Below are 14,690 nucleotides of genomic sequence, written 5' to 3'. Positions count from 1 at the left end.
TCCTACCCTTGAGGTATGGCTACACCCGACCTCGCGCCGACAGATTCCCCACCGGAGTCCACACAGCACAGCGGTGCACCCCCTTCTTCGACCGCGATATTCGTGGTCAGTGGACTCATCGCAGGGCTCACCGCAGCCATCGTGGTGGGATTCTCCGCGTCGCAGGCACTGACTCTTCTGGGCATCCCGGATCCAGGCCCGATCACCACGTACGGCCTGCCCGCGACGCGGGCACTGGGGGAGATCGCCGCGGTCATCGCGATCGGGTCACTGCTGCTGGCCGCGTTCTTCGTGCCGCCGCAGAAGTCGGGCGTCCTCGACGTCGACGGCTATCGGGCAGTCCGAACTGCATCGCACGCCGCGATCGTGTGGGCGATCTGTTCGTTCATGATGGTGCCTCTGACGCTCTCTGACACGTCGGGTCAGCCGTTTGCCGAAGCGATCAAACCGGCGAACCTGTGGTCGGGACTCGATCAGGTCGAGATCGCCGGCGCTTGGCGTTGGACTGCGATCATCGCGGTTGTTCTGGCGATCCTGGCCCGACTGACACTGCGCTGGTGGTGGACCCCGCTACTGCTGCTGGTCGGTCTTCTCGGACTGATGCCGCTCGCTCTCACCGGTCACTCGTCTTCGGGCGGGTCGCATGACATCGCTACCAACAGCCTGATCCTGCACCTCGTGGCGGCTTCGCTCTGGGCCGGCGGGTTGTTCGCGCTACTGGCACACGCGCGCCGCGGCGGCGATTACACCGACGTAGCAGCCCGACGCTTTTCGACGGTCGCATCCATCTGCTTCGTCGTCATGGGATTCAGCGGCGTCATCAACGCGATTGTCCGTCTGCCTCTCGACGACGTTTTCACCACGACGTATGGACGATTGATCGTCGCGAAAACGGTTGCACTGATCATCCTCGGGTTCTTCGGTTGGGCTCAGCGGAGTCGGGCGCTACCGGCGCTGGCGGAGAATCCGAAGAGTCGCTCTGCCCTGATTCGATTTGCCGGCGCTGAAGGCATCGTGATGGCGGCGACCATCGGTCTCGCGATCGGCCTCGGTCGTACCCCGCCGCCCCCGCCGCTGTCGATTCCCTCGATTCCCGAGGTCGAACTCGGTTACAACCTTCCGGACCCGCCGTCGTTCATGGCTTTCGTGACGGACTGGCGATTCGACCTCATGTTCGGCACCGCCGCGATCGCCGCGGCGATTCTGTACGGAATCGGCCTGCGCAAGCTGGCCAAGCGTGGGGATTCCTGGCCTGTCGGCCGAACCATCGCCTGGATGAGCGGTTGTGCGGTGCTCTTGATCGCCACGTCTTCGGGCGTCGGCAAGTACGCGCCGGCAGTATTCAGCGTTCACATGGGTGCGCACATGGCGCTGTCGATGTTGGGCCCAGTCCTGCTGGTTCTGGGTGCGCCGATCACTTTGGCTCTGCGGGCCCTGGATCCGGCAGGCAAGGACGGCGTGCCCGGCATTCGCGAGTGGATTCTGACCGCTCTGCACAGCCCGTTCTCGCGATTCATCACCCACCCGATCGTGGCGGCAGTTCTCTTCGTCGGCGGTTTCTACGCGCTGTATCTCGGCGGAATCTACGGTGCGACGGTCGACTCGCACAGCGCTCACCTGCTGATGAACCTGCACTTCATCCTCAGCGGCTATCTCTTCTATTGGGTGGCGATCGGAATCGACCCGTCACCACGTCAATTGCAGCCAGTGACCAAGCTGGCAATGGTCTTCGGCTCACTTCCGTTCCACGCCTTCTTCGGCGTGGCATTGATGAGCACCACCGCCGTCATGGGCGGCGCGTACTTCCGTTCGCTCGGCCTCGGCTGGAACAACGACCTGATCGGCGATCAGCAGCTGGGCGGCAGCATCGCGTGGGCGACCGGCGAGATCCCGCTCATGGTGGTCATGCTCGCGCTACTGGTTCAGTGGTCGCGCAGCGATGGTAGGACAGCGCGCCGAACCGACCGTGCGGCCGAGCGTGACCACGACGCCGACCTCGCCGCGCACAACGCGATGTTCGCCGAATTGGCCAGGCGAGACCGCGAAGGGTGGAAACCCCGTGAGGCTGCTGACGCGGAGACTGCAAGCGAGGACTCTGCGGACGAGACACCCAGCGAGAAGAAATCCGACGAATCCTCCACTAGCACTTAGCTCCGACACTGCCCGGGCCGTTTGGCTCGGGCAGTGCTGTTTCTCCACAGCTGTTCCACCGATGCACAGGTGGAAATCGAAGATCCCGAGCCACGCGTTTGTCGTTCCACAATCGAAACTGCCGACGCAATGATCGGCCCCGCGGCAGTTGGCGGGTTCTGGAGTTCGAAGGGGGATCGGACATGTACGAAACGCATGCAACGGTTGTCGGAACCGTCATCACCAATCCGGTGAAGCGGCAGACCACCAATGGCGAAGAGGTGCTGAGCTTTCGGATGGCGAGCAACACGCGTCGCAAAGACGCGGTGACCGGAGAGTGGACGGACGGAGCGACCCTCTATCTCACGGTCAGCTGCTGGCGGCGGTTGGTCACCGGCGTCGGCGCATCCATCATGAAGGGTGATCCGGTCATGGTGGCGGGGGAGTTGCGCACCAACGAGTACACGACCAAAGAGGGTGTGCCTCGTTCCGATCTCGAGCTACGGGCGACTGCGGTAGGCGCGGACCTTGCTCGTTGCATCTCGAAGATCGAGCGTCAGAGTAAGCCGACGTCGGCGGAGAATGTCGAGGACGCAGTCGACACCGTCGCTGCGTGAGGACTCAGACCGAAGGTTTCGGGCAGTCGCGGGGCCGCGAGTCGTGCCCCGCGTCCACTCGCTCGAGAAGTTCGGTGAGAGTTGCTCGCTCCGATTCGTCGAGGTCGTCGAACACATCCGAAGATTCGCGTCGTTGAGCTTTTGCGACGTCGGCAGCGAGGGTAGCGCCGGCGTCGGTGAGCTCGAGTAACACGGCTCGCCGATCGTTCGGATCGGGAGTGCGGCGCACCCATCCGGCCTCTTCGAGGGAATCCACGACGTCGGTCGCCGACCGCGGAACGATGCGCAATCGCTCGGCAAGAAACCCGAGTCGAACCGGCTCGCCCACTCGGGTCAGTACTCGCAGCGCTCGGCTTTGCGACGGCGAGAGACCGAATGGTTCCAGCGCTGCCACCTGACGTCGGCGGATGAGCCGTGCCACGGACATCACGACGTCGGTGAGTTCGCGCTCTCGGGAATGCATAGCGTCAGTCTAGCGTTGTTGGTGTCAGCCTCATAGTGAGGTAACCTCATCAATATGAAACTAGGGTGAGAAAGCCTCCAGGAGGTAGAACGTGAAACCAGATCACATGCGAAACATCGAACGATCCGCTGTCGAGATCACTCCGGCGGAATCCGTACCGGCAAAGCGCGTACTCGGACTGTTTGCGCCGTATCGAACTCAGATCGCCATCGTCACCGCGGTCATCACACTCAGCGCGATCGTGGCGCTGGGCAGCCCGCTGCTCCTACGCGAAATGCTCGACAAGGCGATCCCGGACAAGAACCTCGGACTCGTGAGCGTTCTGGCCATCGGCATGATCGCCATTGCCGTGATCACGAGCTGTCTCGGCGTGGCGCAGACCTGGATGTCCAACAGCATCGGCCAGAAACTGATGCACCAACTGCGCGTGCGGGTCTACTCGCATCTGCAGAATCAGTCGCTCGGATTCTTCGCTCGAACCCGAACCGGAGAAGTTCAGTCGCGTATTGCCAACGACATCGGCGGTATGCAGTCGGTGGTCACCAACACGGCAACGTCCATCGCGCAGAATGCAACGACCGTGGCAGCCACCATTGTTGCTCTGTTCCTTCTGGATTGGCGGCTTGCCATCTTCTCGCTGGCGATCTTGCCGGTGTTCATCCGTATCGCACGCAAGATCGGTGACGAGCGCCGCAAGATCTCTGGTAAGCGGCAGAAGCTACTCAGTGATCTGTCGGTCCAGGTGGAGGAATCTCTCTCCGTCAGTGGCATTCTCCTCGGCAAGACGACCGGCGCGAAGTCGGCTCTGACGGATCGATTCACCGAGCGTTCAGCGGAAGTCGCAGACGTCGAACTCCGAGCCATGATGGCCGGCAAGTGGCGCATGGCGACCATGTCGATCACCTTCGCAGCCATGCCTGCACTGGTCTACTGGTTTGCCGGTTTCACTCTCGATCACGGCAACACCATCACCGTCGGCACCCTCGTCGCATTCACCACGCTGCAAACACAATTGTTCCGCCCCACCATGATGCTGCTCAACACGGGCGTCGAGGTGCAGAGCTCGATGGCACTGTTCAGTCGCGTGTTCGAGTACCTGGATCTGCCGATCGACATCGCGGATCCGGAAGAGTCGAAGAGCTTCGACCGCACCAAGATGTCCGGCGAACTTCGGTTCGACCACGTCGACTTCTCGTATCCAGGAACCGACAGCAAGACCCTCGACAACATCGACCTCACGGTCCCGGCCGGCGGAACCTTGGCGCTTGTCGGCTCCACGGGTTCGGGCAAGACCACTCTCGGATACTTGGCCGCACGTCTGTACGACCCGACTGCGGGATCGGTGAGAATCGACGACGTCGATCTGCGGGACCTCGATCTGGCGACGGTCTCCGACCTGGTAGGTGTGGTGTCGCAGGAGACGTATCTCTTCCACACGACGATTCGTGAGAACCTTCGGTTCGCGAAACCCGACGCCACGGACGCCGAGATCGAGCAGGCAGCGCGCATCGCGCAGATCCACGAGTTCATTTCCGGTCTCGACGACGGGTACGACACCATGGTCGGCGAGCGCGGCTACCGATTCTCCGGCGGTGAGAAACAGCGCATAGCGATCGCGCGCACAGTCCTGCGGAATCCGCCGATCCTCGTCCTCGACGAGGCGACGAGCGCCTTGGACAATCGCACTGAACGTGCGTTGCAGGACGCGCTCGACGAGCTGATGGTCGGACGCACCACTCTTGTTGTGGCGCACCGACTCTCCACGGTTCGAGATGCGGATCTCATCGCGGTCCTCGACCAGGGCGTGGTTGTGGAAAAGGGCACCCACGACGAACTGGTGAAGCAAGGCGGGCGGTACGCGCAGCTGCTTGCGGCTTCGGGTAGCGACGCGGTCGAACTGCCTGCGGAATTGCAGACTGTGTGACAGTGCATCCATCGCGTTGGCGAGTCACCGAGCACCGACCAGAGGTGGCATGGATGTTCGTCCAGGCCACCTCCGCGTGGTTGTACGTCGTGCCGACGGGAACGGGAACGACTCCGATCTATCGCGGGTCCTGTCGGCGGTCAGCTGCGTGGCGCGCCGCGATGTATCCGAAAACCATCGCCGGCCCGATGGTCGCGCCTGCCCCGGCGTAGTCGTTGCCCATGACCGCGGACGAGGTGTTGCCCGTCGCGTAGAGACCTGCAATCGGTTCACCGGAACTGTGCATGACCTGTGCATGTTTGTTGTAGACGAGCCCGCCTTTCGTTCCCAGATCGCCGGTTCGTAGTCGAATCGCGTAGTACGGACCTTCGTCGATCATGTCCATCGAGGGGACTGGCAATGTCGGGTCCCCGTAGTAGTTGTCGTACGCACTCTTTCCACGCTCGAAGTCTTCGTCTACACCGTTGTGCGCAAACCTGTTGTATCGATGCACAGTGAGAGCTAATTGTTTCTTCGGAAGTCCGAGGCGGCCGGCCAACTCGTCGAGCGTGTCGCCGGTGTAGAGGAGTTCGTTGTCGAACCAGGATTTCGGGAACTTCTGCCCCGGCATGATCGCTCCGATCTGATAGCGACTTTTGGCCTTCGCGTCGAAGATGAACCACGCTGGGTCGTGACCCCCGGCAATCTGGTTGTGGACGAATGTCACGTAGGGAGCGGATTCATTGGTGAACCGAACTCCGTTCTGGTTCACGATGATCGATCGGGGAACCGACCGTTCGGAGACCAATCCGTGCATGATCCCGTCAGGTCTCTTGAACGAGGGCATCCACCACGCGTCATCCATCAGGTCAACTGCGGCACCGATTTGTTGTCCCGCGCGGATGCCGTCTCCAGTGTTGTCGACCGAACCGAGGCTGTAGTTGGCGCTGGCGTTTTCCGGGAGATACTGCCGACGCATCTCGTCGCTCTGTTCGAAACCGCCGCAGGCGAGCAGTACGCCTTTGGAAGCTCGGATTCTGACAGTGCGGCCGTTGCGCTCGGCCACCACACCCACCACGCAATCATCGTCGTCGGTGATCAGCGATTCCATCGCAGTGTTCAGCCAAAGCGGAACGCCGGCTTGTTTGATCGCCAGGCGCAGACGGCCGACCAGGGCCTGCCCGAGTGTCTCCATGTGCCTTCTGGTCAGAACACTCTTCGCTGCACGCCACCCGGTTGCCAGCGCGGCACGTCGCCCTGCCCAGGTACGCATGACCATGTTCAGTTTCACGAACTCTTTGGATGTGATGTACAGACCGGCGGGAGTCGGAAGTGCGCCGGGGCGCAGACCGGACTCGTCGGTGCCGAGCATTTTCAGGTCGAAAGGAAGCGGTTCGATGGTACGTCCACGTGGGCGACCGCCCGGCTTCTCCGGGTGATAGTCCGAATAGCCCGTACACCATTGGAATCGCATGAGCGGGCTGGTCTTCTCGAGGAACTCGAACACGCGTGGACCTTCGTCGACGAACGCGTCGATGTTGTCCTCGGGAACTCCATCACCAACGACAGCTCGCATGTACGCCCGGACGTCGTCACGGCTGTCCGAGAGCCCTTCACGGATGAGAGTTGGATTGTTGGGCACCCAGATGTTGCCGCCCGACAGCGCGGTGGTGCCGCCATAAACGTCTGCTTTTTCGATGACGAGGGTGTTCAGACCATTGGCGGCGGCTGCCAACGCCGCGGTCAACCCACCGGCACCGCTGCCGACAACGAGGAAGTCCACTTCGTGATCGAAGGACACTTCCCTTGATTTTGACGCGCGAGGCATTTGCCTCTCCTATTCAATTGGTTGAGGTTTTCTCTTCACGGGCCGCAGCCCGAAGGGGTTGACCGAGGTCAACCATGCGCTCGAGTGGACGAAGGCTGATGATTCAGCAATACAACGGCTTTCGCGGGCCTCGAACACCGATCGCCGTCAGCGGTGCTTGCGCAACTCGTGGCGTGCGACGCTCCTGATATGCACTTCGTCTGGTCCGTCGGCGATACCGAGGATCCGGGCACTCGCCCACATTCTCGCGATCGGGAAGTCGTCGGTGACACCGCCACCCCCGTGGCACTGGATCGATCGATTCAGGACGTTGCGCGCCACACGAGGACCGATGACTTTGACTGCCGCGATCTCGATCTGAGCGCCCTTGGCTCCGACCTGGTCGATGAGCCATGCTGTCTTCAGCACCAGAAGGCGGGCCTGCTCGATTTCCATTCGCGATTCGGCGATCCAGGTCCGGACAACTCCCTGATCCGAGATCGGCCCGCCAAAAGCGTTACGAGACTGGGCACGTCGAACCATCAAGTCCAATCCGCGCTCCGCCATGCCGATACAGCGCATGGCGTGGTGAATTCTGCCCGGACCCAGGCGCGCCTGTGCGATGGCGAACCCGTCTCCTTCGGACGCAAGCATATTTGTTGCCGGTACTCGAACGTTATCGAACCGAATTTCACAGTGGCCGTGTTGGTCGTGGTATCCGAATATCGGTAAACTGCGCACGATTTCGACTCCAGCGGTGGCGACGGGCACCAAGATCATCGATTGCTGCTTGTGGGGCTCTGCCTCGGCATTCGTCTTCCCCATGACTACCAGAATTTCGCACCGTGGGTCTGCTGCACCGGTCGTCCACCATTTTCGACCGTTCACGATGTATTCGTCGCCGTCCCGAACAATCGACGTCATGATGTTTCGGGCATCGGAGGACGCAACATCGGGTTCAGTCATGGAGAAGCCCGAACGCATTGTGCCGTCGAGCAGTGGTTGAAGCCATCGCTCCTTCTGCTCGCGGGTTCCCACCAGGTGCAGGATCTCCATGTTTCCGGTATCGGGCGCCGCGCAGTTGAGGGCTTCGGGGGCAATGTAGGGCGAGCGCCCCGTCACCTCGGCGATGTGGGCGTAGTCGAGGTGAGACAGTCCTGAGAGCGCCGGCATGAACAGATTCCACATGCCCTGGCGTCTCGCTTCCAACTTCAGCGACTCGACTACGGGTGGCAAGACGTGACTGCGAGGTCCTGCGGCCTCGAGTTGTTCGGAGTAAACCGACTCAGCTGGGTAGACGTGTTCGTCCATGAATGCTTCTAGACGCGCGATGATTTCGCGCGCAGCGGGGCTCGGAGCTAAGTCCATTGACGGCACCTTTTGTCGTGAATTGTCATTCGGGGTTGGTTGAGAGGATGACTTTGCCCAGCGCTCGTCGACTCATGACTTCCTCGAGTGCGGTAGGAGCATTGATCAGCGGGTGGATGCTGTTCACATGAGGAGACAGAGCGCCACCGTCGTACATGTCGAAGAGCGCTCGCATGTTGTCCGCGTTGCACTCCGGATTCCGCTTCGCCCATGCGCCCCAGAGAACTCCATGTAGCGCCCCGCCAACGACGAGGAGGCGATTCATGCCGATCTTCGGAATCTGCCCCGAAGCGTAGCCAACCGTCAAATATCTTCCTGCGGTGGATAATGCGCGCACCGCTGTAGCGGCGTGATCTCCACCGACCGGGTCGTACACCACGTCTACACCGGACGGTGCGACCTGTGCGACTCGTTCGCGAAGGTTGCCCGTTGTGTAGTTGATCAACTCGTCTGCTCCATGTTGCTTACAGACCTCGAGTTTCGCTTCGGAGGACGCCGCCGCCACCACGCGTGCACCCAATGCTTTGCCGATCTCGATTGCGGTGAGCCCGACGCCCCCGGAGGCACCCAGGACGAGCAATGTCTCTCCTGGTCGGATCGCAGCTCGGTCGACGAGTGCGTGGTAGGACGTTCCGTAGGTAACCACGAATCCGGCAGCGTCGGAGAAACTCATGGAATCAGGGATGACAAATACCTTGTCACTGGTGACCGCCACGAGTTCCGCGTATCCGCCCATGCCGCAGAAGGCCATGACTCGCATCCCCGGGGTGACCCCTTGGACGTCCGAGCCGACACTGTGCACTACACCCGCGACTTCCGACCCTGGAATGAAGGGGAGTGGGGGTTTAGTTTGATACGTTCCGGCGACGATCAACCCGTCGGGAAAATTGACACCCGCCGCCTTGACCGAGACGAGAACTTGGTTCGGTGTCGGCGTGGGATCGTCAATTTCTTTGAACTGCAGTTGATTCGGCAACCCCAGCTGGGTACATACGTGCGCCTTCACGGCCGCTCCGAAGGTACGAGGGGCGTCCGCACGAAGGTTGCCCACGCCTTGACCGCCAATCCGCCGGTCTGCCGCGTGCAGGCGAGTTCGACGTCGATCTTGTCACCTTCGTCGTCCGCATAGGTTCGTTCGACAAGCGCTGAGCATGTCAGAGTGTCTTCGGGCCAAACCTGTTCGAGGAACCGAACTCGTATCGCTCGGATGTTCTCTGCACCCAGCCAATCGGTGGCGAAGGTGGCCAGGAGCCCAGCTTGGAACATCCCGACCGAAAACGGACTCGGGTACCCCGCCGCCTCGGCGAAAACCTGGTCGTGATGAATCGGATTCATGTCTCCCGACGCACCTTGGTACCTGACGAAATCGGTGCGGGATACCGGACCGACAACCCACGGGGTCGGGACTGACACTGTGTTGATCAAGATTCCTCCACAGTCGGTCGAGCAGTTTCCACTCCGGTCATAGTTGCCCGAGCAATGAGATTTCCCTGTTCGTCTTCGAAATCCGTTGTCATCACGGCAAAAGTCATCTCGCCGCCCTTCCGTCCCTGCTTCGTGTAGATGTCGACGATCCGCGAAGTGCAGTTCAGACGAGTACCTGCGCGGGGAGGTGGACCGAAGAACTCGTACTTCTGTTCGGCATGGAGTCCGCGTTTGCCGTCGAGTTCTACCTTCCGCCACGGATCCGAGCCCTCTGTCTGCCAGAGGAGGGTCGTGGTGAGAAACGTCGGGGGCACTACCGGGAACTCGTCTTCGACATAGTTCCGATTGCTCGAATACGTGGCAACGGCGAACTCACGAATCTTGCCGCGCTCGATGTCCATACGGAACGGGGTGCCCGTGATACCTAGTGACTCTTTGTCGACCACAGCTTCTCCTTCAGACCCCATGGGTGGCTATGCATGTTGGCTACTTACCGAAACGACTTCGCCCGTCATGTACGACGAGTAGTCGCTTGCAAGAAAGACCATGACGTTGGCGACCTCCCACGGCTGTGCCGCACGACCGAAAGCCTCACTCTTGCTGAGCTGTTCGAGCAGTTCGTCGCTGGTCACCTTGGCAAGGTGAGGATGCATCGCGATGCTCGGTGCAACCGCGTTGACCCGGATTCCGTGCGGTGCCACGTCGAGTGCAGAGCATCGTGTGAGCGCCATGACGCCGGCTTTCGCTGCGGCGTAGTGCGACTGCCCTTCCTGCGCACGCCAGCCGATGACCGACGCGTTGTTGACGATCACCCCCGACCCTCGTGGAATCATGATTCTCAACACTGATCGTGTGGTGCGGAAAGTGCTCGTCAGGGTCACATCGAGTACCGAACACCACTGCTCGTCGGTCATACTTTGAATGCTCGCCGTCCCGCCGAGGCCTGCGTTGTTGATGAGGACGTCGATGGATCCATACTCGGCAACCACCCGATCGACCATTGCGTCGATCTGCTGATTGTCCGTGACATCGCAAGGAACAGTGAGTGGGCGGGTGCCGAACTCGGACTCGATGCGGTCGGCGGCCGCGATCAATCTGCGCTCATGCCGGTCACTGATCGCCAGTCGGGCACCTTCGGCAGCAAAGCGTTGTGCCGCTGCGAATCCGATTCCAGTTCCCGCTGCTGCTGTCACCAGAACGGATTTGCCTTCAGCAAGGCCGTGTCCCGGACCAGGGATCGGCGCAGTCGTCTCAGACAATTTCACTCATCGCCTCTGTCAACTCTTCCACCGTCCATCGCGAGTCTCTGGCGATGGTCTTTCCGTACTGCCACCCGAGAAACTGGCGGACTTCGCCGCCTTTGGCGTAAAACACCTGACCAGTGGCGGGGCACTTCTCGGTGAGCAGATAGGCCACAACTGGCGAGACGTTGCCTGGATGATAGGTGTCGAATGTACTCGGATCGTCAGGTGCTGCAACAAGTTCCTTGATACCGGGAACGTTCTCGGTCATCCGTGTCCTGGCCACAGGCGTAATTGCGTTGACTCGCACACCGTATCGGGCGACCTCCTGTGCGAGGATCGTTGTCAACGCTGCGATCCCGGCCTTCGCGGCGCCGTAGTTGCTCTGACCGACGGCACCGAGCAGCCCGGAGGTGCTCGATACGTTCACGATCGACGCCGCGACGGTTTCGCCCGACTTCGAACGCTCGCGCCAGTAGTTGCCGAATACAGTGCAGGGCGCGAATGTAGCGCGTAGTTGTCCCGAGATCACGTCGTCCCAATCGGCCTCGGGCATGTTCAGAAACATTCGATCACGCAGGATGCCGGCATTGTTGACCAGGCCGTCGACCGAGCCGAATGCCTCGAGGGCCAGGTCCAGGAGTTCGCTCGCGCCGTCGATCGTCGTGACGTCCGCGACACTGGCAACTGCGATTCCTCCGGCCGCGACGATTTCGTCGACGACCGATGCCGCAATACTGATGTCGTTTCCGTGCCCGTCCGGTCCGGCGCCGGTGTCGTCGACAACCACTCTTGCGCCTTCGGCCGCAAGTAGCAGGGCGTGCTCCCGGCCCAAACCACGACCGGCGCCGGTTACTATGATTACTCGATCTTTCAGCTGATTCATTTCAGTTCGTTGTTCCTTTCACGTTTTCAGTTGACAAGACTCGACTGTCCAATTCGGGTGCGGGTGTGAGTCGAGCAAGGACGGCCTCCGCGTCCTGCATGATGCGTTCGACGAGTTCTGCGCTACTGGGGATGTCGTCGATCAGTCCGACGACCTGCCCGGTCGCCATGACTCCGATATCCGTGCGGCCGTCGAGGAGTGCGGATCGGTACAGCATCGGTGCGTTGGCGGCCATCACAACTTGCCGCCAGCCGAGTTCGTGGCTCTTCCGCATTTCCAGGCCTTCACGTATCAACTTCGACCAGGGTGTTCCCGAGAGACGTTGGAAAGCAACAGCATTGCGGGCAGCACGTAACATGCGCGTCGGTCCGTGGCTTGATTCGAGTTGATCGATCGTTCCTGCGCGCAGCACACGCTGAGGAACCCCGTCGATCTCGAGTGTGACCACGGTGTCGTTGACCGACTTCGAGAGATAGACATCTTTGACTGCCTGAGACACCGGTGAATCGCTGGTGAGCATGAAGCGAGTCCCCATCGCGATTCCGTCTGCACCGTAGGCGAGTGCTGAGACGAGACCTCGGCCGTCGAAATATCCGCCTGCCGCGATAACGGGGATGTCGACGGCGTCGACAACCTGTGGCAGAAGCAAACTCGTGGGGACTGCGCCTGTGTGTCCGCCGCCCTCGCCGCCTTGAACGACAACTGCGTCAACTCCCCACGCTGCAACTTTCTCGGCATGTCTGCGAGCTCCGATCGACGGCACGACAACAAGGCCTGCATCTTTGAGTCGGCCGATCAGCGCCTGGTTCGGTGCGAGCGCAAAGGAGGCGATCTTGACCCCCGATCGAATGAGAAGTTTGATTCTGCGATCGATGTCGTCCTGGTTGGCTCGCAAGTTCACGCCGAATGGTTGGTCGGTGCGGTCTTTGACGTAATCGATGGCGCTGACGAGTTCGTCGTAGGTCAGCATCGCCCCGGCGATGATTCCCAAACCGCCGGCTTTGGTTGTGGCCGCCGTAAGTCGGGCGTCCGAGACGTACCCCATGCCGGTCTGCACAATCGGATACTTCACACCGAAGAGTTCGCAGATACGGGTGTGCAGTGGCCCGGTACCTGAGTTCAGCACGGTCATGCCGGTACTTCCATGTCACGTAGGTTCCGTGGATCGATGACGTTGCGAATCAGGTCGAGTTCCTCGCTTGTGGGGGTTCGAGTAGTGGGTACGGCTTTGGGCAGGTGGAGTTCGAACCCGGTTGCGGCTACTACTTCCTCGACGGTTACGCCGGGGTGAGTCGACACCAGACGCAACTGTCCGCTATCCGGCTCGAAGTCCAGAACTGCGAGATTTGTGACAACTCGTCGTAACTCGTGGTATCGGCTGGCCGACGGTCCGGCCTTGCGTGCATTGTCGTTTCCGACACCGGAAACCATGTCGACCTGTGAAGTGAGAACGCGTGCACTGTGTTTCGGCACCCAGTAACTTGTCGGGTGATGCACGGTATTGCTCGGCGCTCCGCGGACTCCCAAGAGTTGCACTGTCGGCCGCGAATGATCACCTATCGCGGAGATGTTGCAGTTCCCATAGGAATCGAGCTGCGTGGGAATCATCATGATGTGCCGTTTGCCATTCCAGACGAGATTGAAGATCTGGTTGAAGGGCAACCACGATTCGACCTCGCCTGCCGGAGTTCGGTCGACGGCCCACGTGCCGCGCACGGCTGACGCTTCTCCGTCGGACAACACGAGATCGGGTTCGAAAGTGTGACGCGCCAATCGCACACCGATTGCAGGTATCACGCCGAATGCGCTCGCGATCACTTCACCGTTGCCTCGGTACGCCTCGGCGCACGCGATCGCGCAGACCTCTGCCCGAGTGGCGTCGCTCATACCGGCACTCCTTCGAATTCCGCAGCGACGAGTCTCTGGTAGTCGGCCTCGGAGCCGGACAGATATCGGTCGACGAAGCGTTGCCAAGCTTCTGGATCTTTTGCTGCAGTGGCATATTCGAGTTGGAAAGCCTCGTCACGATCGTAGTCGGGTACGCAGGATGTGAAATGCGCACCACCTGGAGCGTGAACGACTCCCGATACAAGCAACCGGGGAATTCGAATCGTCGACGGATGTGCATCCGCGGTCAACTCCGCAGTGGGAACCACTTGTTCGCAAGAGACATAGACCGATTCGGCAGCTAGGCAGAACAGGTCGTCGAAGTACAGGTCCGGCCCGAGGTATTGGGCATTGCCATGCATGTCCGCGCGGTTCATATGTACCAGCGCGGCATCGAGGGGGAGCGCCGGCATCGCAACCAATGATTCGCCCGCATAAGGATCGACGATCGTCTGCAGTTCCGGATTCACCCGGAGGACGTCGGAACCGAGTCCCGCGCGAGTCGGCAGGTAGGGCATACGAATCCCGGCCGCGTACAGGCCCCATTGGAGCATGCCCTCGTCGTATTCGCTGACCTCGATACGACCAGCCTGTCGGGCTGCTCTGAAGTGAGGGTCCAGGGGTATCGAGTCCAGCGAGACGAAACCGAACACAACCTTTCGAACCTTTTCGGCTGCGCACAACAACCCCACATCAGCTCCGCCGTACGACACAACGGTCAGATCGGTCAGTTCTGACTTGAGGATCTCTCGGATGAGTGACATCGGCTTCCGGCGCGAACCCCACCCGCCGATTCCGATTGTCATTCCCGATCTCAGTCGACTTACGACATCTGCTTCCGACATTGTCTTGTCCGACACGCGTCCGTCCTCTCCTGGTATTTCACGAGCGCTCAAAGTCTCGTATCAAACGTTTGCTACGCGGTACGGAGCGACTGTAGCAAACGTTTGATTCGCGGTATAG

The 14,690-nt window shown here is 60.7% G+C and carries 14 protein-coding genes; 3 read left to right on the top strand and 11 right to left on the bottom strand.

Annotated elements, in window-relative coordinates:
* Nucleotides 1-15 precede the first annotated feature (15 nt).
* Together RA302_RS18515 and ssb are read left to right on the top strand one after the other, a co-directional pair.
* On the top strand, nucleotides 16-2,151 hold the full coding sequence (locus RA302_RS18515) for a cytochrome c oxidase assembly protein (RefSeq protein ID WP_338477451.1): 2,136 nt from the start codon (nucleotides 16-18) through the stop codon (nucleotides 2,149-2,151).
* Nucleotides 2,152-2,333: 182 nt separating this feature from the next.
* Complete coding sequence (ssb, locus tag RA302_RS18510; RefSeq protein ID WP_007733347.1) at nucleotides 2,334-2,747, top strand: single-stranded DNA-binding protein; 414 nt, start codon at nucleotides 2,334-2,336, stop codon at nucleotides 2,745-2,747.
* Between the two features lie 4 nt (nucleotides 2,748-2,751).
* On the opposite strand, the gene RA302_RS18505 is transcribed toward ssb, so the two are convergent.
* Nucleotides 2,752-3,210 (bottom strand): MarR family transcriptional regulator, encoded by a 459-nt coding sequence (locus RA302_RS18505; protein WP_003945320.1) that lies wholly within the window; start codon nucleotides 3,208-3,210, stop codon nucleotides 2,752-2,754.
* Nucleotides 3,211-3,301: 91 nt separating this feature from the next.
* Here RA302_RS18505 and RA302_RS18500 point away from each other — a divergent pair, with 91 nt between their 5' ends.
* On the top strand, nucleotides 3,302-5,134 hold the full coding sequence (locus RA302_RS18500; RefSeq protein WP_039973329.1) for an ABC transporter ATP-binding protein: 1,833 nt from the start codon (nucleotides 3,302-3,304) through the stop codon (nucleotides 5,132-5,134).
* Between the two features lie 118 nt (nucleotides 5,135-5,252).
* On the opposite strand, the gene RA302_RS18495 is transcribed toward RA302_RS18500, so the two are convergent.
* The 10 genes from RA302_RS18495 to RA302_RS18450 form a co-directional block, all read right to left on the bottom strand.
* Complete coding sequence (locus RA302_RS18495) at nucleotides 5,253-6,941, bottom strand: FAD-dependent oxidoreductase (protein ID WP_042446106.1); 1,689 nt, start codon at nucleotides 6,939-6,941, stop codon at nucleotides 5,253-5,255.
* Between the two features lie 147 nt (nucleotides 6,942-7,088).
* A complete protein-coding gene (locus RA302_RS18490; RefSeq protein WP_030537580.1) occupies nucleotides 7,089-8,288 on the bottom strand; it encodes an acyl-CoA dehydrogenase family protein in 1,200 nt (399 codons plus the stop codon).
* Nucleotides 8,289-8,313: 25 nt separating this feature from the next.
* Nucleotides 8,314-9,294 carry an NADPH:quinone oxidoreductase family protein gene (locus tag RA302_RS18485; RefSeq protein WP_065456323.1) on the bottom strand — a complete coding sequence of 327 codons (981 nt, stop codon included), beginning with the start codon at nucleotides 9,292-9,294 and terminating at the stop codon, nucleotides 8,314-8,316.
* Nucleotides 9,291-9,713 carry a MaoC/PaaZ C-terminal domain-containing protein gene (locus RA302_RS18480; protein WP_030537578.1) on the bottom strand — a complete coding sequence of 141 codons (423 nt, stop codon included), beginning with the start codon at nucleotides 9,711-9,713 and terminating at the stop codon, nucleotides 9,291-9,293. The genes RA302_RS18485 and RA302_RS18480 overlap by 4 nt, the downstream gene beginning before the upstream one ends.
* The gene (locus RA302_RS18475) at nucleotides 9,710-10,159 is read right to left on the bottom strand and encodes a MaoC family dehydratase N-terminal domain-containing protein (RefSeq protein WP_003945322.1); all 450 of its coding nucleotides are present in this window, start codon (nucleotides 10,157-10,159) and stop codon (nucleotides 9,710-9,712) included. Before RA302_RS18475 ends, RA302_RS18480 begins: the two co-directional genes overlap by 4 nt.
* 27 nt (nucleotides 10,160-10,186) lie before the next feature.
* A complete protein-coding gene (locus RA302_RS18470; protein WP_065456258.1) occupies nucleotides 10,187-10,978 on the bottom strand; it encodes an SDR family oxidoreductase in 792 nt (263 codons plus the stop codon).
* Nucleotides 10,965-11,840 (bottom strand): SDR family NAD(P)-dependent oxidoreductase, encoded by an 876-nt coding sequence (locus tag RA302_RS18465; RefSeq protein WP_065456259.1) that lies wholly within the window; start codon nucleotides 11,838-11,840, stop codon nucleotides 10,965-10,967. Before RA302_RS18465 ends, RA302_RS18470 begins: the two co-directional genes overlap by 14 nt.
* A gap of 1 nt (nucleotide 11,841) precedes the next feature.
* Nucleotides 11,842-12,972, bottom strand: a complete 1,131-nt coding sequence (locus RA302_RS18460; protein ID WP_042446094.1) for a nitronate monooxygenase — start codon at nucleotides 12,970-12,972, stop codon at nucleotides 11,842-11,844.
* Entirely contained in the window at nucleotides 12,969-13,727 is a 759-nt protein-coding gene (locus RA302_RS18455) for a CoA-transferase (protein ID WP_065456260.1), read from the bottom strand. The genes RA302_RS18460 and RA302_RS18455 overlap by 4 nt, the downstream gene beginning before the upstream one ends.
* Complete coding sequence (locus tag RA302_RS18450) at nucleotides 13,724-14,572, bottom strand: CoA-transferase (protein ID WP_218102562.1); 849 nt, start codon at nucleotides 14,570-14,572, stop codon at nucleotides 13,724-13,726. The genes RA302_RS18455 and RA302_RS18450 overlap by 4 nt, the downstream gene beginning before the upstream one ends.
* Nucleotides 14,573-14,690 lie beyond the last annotated feature (118 nt).

This window comes from Rhodococcus sp. DN22 (assembly GCF_036669995.1).
Classification (GTDB): domain Bacteria; phylum Actinomycetota; class Actinomycetes; order Mycobacteriales; family Mycobacteriaceae; genus Rhodococcus_F; species Rhodococcus_F erythropolis.
Note: the sequence above shows the minus strand (reverse complement) of the source record. Positions and strands in the feature narration are given on the sequence as shown.

Excerpts from the sequence above, each read along its gene's own strand:
- ssb (WP_007733347.1), top strand. The coding sequence starts at position 2,334 with ATGTACGAAACGCATGCAACGGTTGTCGGAACCGTCATCACCAATCCG.
- RA302_RS18455 (WP_065456260.1), bottom strand. The coding sequence starts at position 13,727 with ATGAGCGACGCCACTCGGGCAGAGGTCTGCGCGATCGCGTGCGCCGAG.
- RA302_RS18490 (WP_030537580.1), bottom strand. The coding sequence starts at position 8,288 with ATGGACTTAGCTCCGAGCCCCGCTGCGCGCGAAATCATCGCGCGTCTA.
- RA302_RS18450 (WP_218102562.1), bottom strand. The coding sequence starts at position 14,572 with ATGTCGGAAGCAGATGTCGTAAGTCGACTGAGATCGGGAATGACAATC.
- RA302_RS18495 (WP_042446106.1), bottom strand. The coding sequence starts at position 6,941 with ATGCCTCGCGCGTCAAAATCAAGGGAAGTGTCCTTCGATCACGAAGTG.
- RA302_RS18460 (WP_042446094.1), bottom strand. The coding sequence starts at position 12,972 with ATGACCGTGCTGAACTCAGGTACCGGGCCACTGCACACCCGTATCTGC.
- RA302_RS18505 (WP_003945320.1), bottom strand. The coding sequence starts at position 3,210 with ATGCATTCCCGAGAGCGCGAACTCACCGACGTCGTGATGTCCGTGGCA.
- RA302_RS18465 (WP_065456259.1), bottom strand. The coding sequence starts at position 11,840 with ATGAATCAGCTGAAAGATCGAGTAATCATAGTAACCGGCGCCGGTCGT.
- RA302_RS18515 (WP_338477451.1), top strand. The coding sequence starts at position 16 with ATGGCTACACCCGACCTCGCGCCGACAGATTCCCCACCGGAGTCCACA.